General features: G+C 72.2%; 1 protein-coding gene. It reads left to right on the top strand.

Going from position 1 to position 1,117, the window contains the following annotated elements:
* Nucleotides 1-1,117 (top strand): type VI secretion system Vgr family protein (locus N7590_RS22065; protein WP_279935907.1); only part of this gene is annotated, 1,117 nt, incomplete at both ends.

Genomic DNA, 1,117 nt, shown 5'->3' with positions numbered 1-1,117 from the left:
GGTCGTCGAACGCTTCGAAGGCACCGAGTCGGTGTGCGGCGACAACCGCCTTCAGATCGACTGCCTGGCCACCGACGCCTTCCTGGAACTGGAATCCTGGCTGGAGCAGCCGCTGACCCTGCAGCTGCGCCAGGCCGACGGCTCGCTGCGGCAGTGGCATGGCCTGTGCACCGAGGCCGCGCAGCTGGGCAGCGATGGCGGCCTGGCCCGCTACCGCCTGATCCTTGAACCCTGGACGGCGCTGCTGCGGCTGCGCCGCAATGCGGTGATCTTCCAGGACCAGGACACCCGCGCCATCTGCGAGCAGATCTTCACCGACTACCCGCAGGCGGTGTTCCGCTTCGACGTGCAGGCCGAACTGCCGGTCCGTGCGATCACCACCCAGTACCGCGAGACCGACTGGGCCTTCGTCACCCGCCTGCTGGCCGAAGCCGGCCTGGCCTGGCGCATCGAGCAGGCGCAGGGCGGTGAGGCCGCGCACACGCTGGTAGTGTTCGAGCCCGGGGCCGAGCTGCCTGACCGCGGCACGTTGCGCTTCCACCGTGCCGACATGGCCGAGGCCAGCGACGGCATCACCGCCTTCGCCGAGCGCCAGCAGCTGGTGCCCAACGCCAGCACCGTGGCCAGCTGGCACAGCGAGCAGGTCAACGCCGTGGCCGCGCAGTCCAGCGCCGATGCCGGCACCCTGCCCGCGCTGGAGGTCTACGTGCAGCCGCGCGCCGGCCGCTTCGCCCAGCCCGGTTGGGCCGACGCCGAGGCGCAGGCGCGGCTGGATGCGCTGCGCGTCGGCCAGGTGCTCTACAGCGGCAGCGGCAGCGAGCGCCAGCTGGCCGCCGGCAGCACCTTCAGCCTGGCCCAGCATCCGCAGCACGAAGGCCAGGCCTTCCAGCTGCTGGCGGTGCAGCACGTGGCCCTGAACAACCTGGACCAGGGCATCGCCGACCTGCTGGGCAGCCCGGCACTGGAACGCGGTGCCTACCGCAACAGCTTCATCGCCACCGGCAGTGGCGTGCCGCTGCGCGCCCTGCCGCAGGACCGCCCCACCCTGCACGGCCCGCAGACCGCGCGCGTGGTCGGCATCGCCAACGCCGCGGTGACCCCCAACCGCGAGCACCAG

This window comes from Stenotrophomonas sp. GD04024, from assembly GCF_029837545.1.
Classification (GTDB): Bacteria; Pseudomonadota; Gammaproteobacteria; order Xanthomonadales; family Xanthomonadaceae; genus Stenotrophomonas; species Stenotrophomonas forensis.
Note: the sequence above shows the minus strand (reverse complement) of the source record. Positions and strands in the feature narration are given on the sequence as shown.